At 68.0% G+C, this 1,205-nt stretch carries 1 protein-coding gene and 1 pseudogene; both read left to right on the top strand.

The features are described from left to right. Positions 1–3 precede the first annotated feature (3 nt). A complete protein-coding gene (gene trbG / locus BGN95_RS13375) occupies positions 4–999 on the top strand; it encodes a P-type conjugative transfer protein TrbG (RefSeq protein WP_286772976.1) in 996 nt (331 codons plus the stop codon). After that, positions 996–1,205 (top strand): annotated as a pseudogene (locus BGN95_RS13370) (TrbI/VirB10 family protein); the annotation flags it as partial. The gene trbG and the pseudogene BGN95_RS13370, both read left to right, overlap by 4 nt.

Genomic DNA, 1,205 nt, shown 5'->3' with positions numbered 1-1,205 from the left:
AGAATGATTCTGGCCTTGCCACTGCTGGCGCTGGCCACCGCCTGCGCCGGGAAAACCCCGCCGCCTGCCGTCGCGCTCGATGCCGCGCAGTTCCAGCCAGCCATGCGCGAGGCCGAACCGCCGAGGCCGGTCGAGATCGTGCAGACCCCGGTGCCGCTGCCCTTGCCGGGCCAGCTTCTGCCGCGTCCAACCGTGAGCCGAGACATGGGCCTGCCGACCGCGCGGGTCGAAGCCGCCAATCGCGCCGCCATGCGCGAGCCGTCGAGCGCGGGCTATATCAATGCCGTGCAGGTCTATCCCTGGACCGATGGCGCGCTCTATCGTCTCTATGCGGCGCCCGAACGGGTCAGTGACATCGCCTTGCAAGCTGGCGAGAAGCTGGTGGCCGTTTCGGCTGGGGATACGGTGCGCTGGGTGATCGGCGACACGACCAGCGGCGGTGCCGGAGGGGGGGGCGACGATACGCGCGTCCATATATTGGTAAAGCCCTTCGCAGCCGGACTGGTGACGAACATGGTCATCACCACCGACCGCCGCGCCTATCATCTGGCGCTGGAAAGCACCGACCGCACCGCGATGGCGGCGATCTCGTGGACCTATCCCGCTGACCAGCTTGTCGCCCTGCGGCGGCAGAACGCCCGCGCCGAGCAGGCACGGCCTGTCGCCGACAATGTGGCGCTCACCAACCTGCGCTTCCGCTACGCCATCACCGGCGACAATCCGCCCTGGCGTCCGGTTCGGGCGTGGGACGATGGCAACAAGGTTTATATCGAGTTTCCCGATCGTCTGGATCAGGGCGATGCGCCGCCGCTGTTCGTGGTAGGGCCGCTGGGCCAGAGCCAGCTCGTCAATTACCGCGTCTCGGGCAACCATTATATCGTCGATCGCCTGTTCGGCGCGGCGGAACTCCGCCTTGGCGAAAACCCGCAATCGGTCGTGCGTATCGTCCGCACCGACGACGGCAGGAGCCGCGATGACAGGCGAAGGGCTGCGAAATGAGCGAACCCACCATCGAACCCGCCGACCGTGAGATCCCGCACGATGCTGAGGCATCGCCGGCGACGCCCTCCAAGATCAGCCCCGACAAGCTCCAGTTGCGGGCCGCGCCGCGGCGCGTGGTGCGCTTTCGCCGGGGCGTCATCGCCGCCGGCGCTGCCGTCAGTTCGCTCGCTATTGCGGGCGTCGCGTGGATGGCGCTGGGGCCA

Source organism: Sphingomonas sp. 66-10 (assembly GCF_001897045.1).
GTDB classification, from domain to species: domain Bacteria; phylum Pseudomonadota; class Alphaproteobacteria; order Sphingomonadales; family Sphingomonadaceae; genus Sphingomonas; species Sphingomonas lycopersici.
Note: the sequence above shows the minus strand (reverse complement) of the source record. Positions and strands in the feature narration are given on the sequence as shown.

Coding starts and splice junctions, on each gene's coding strand:
- trbG (WP_286772976.1), top strand. CDS start 4: ATGATTCTGGCCTTGCCACTGCTGGCGCTGGCCACCGCCTGCGCCGGG.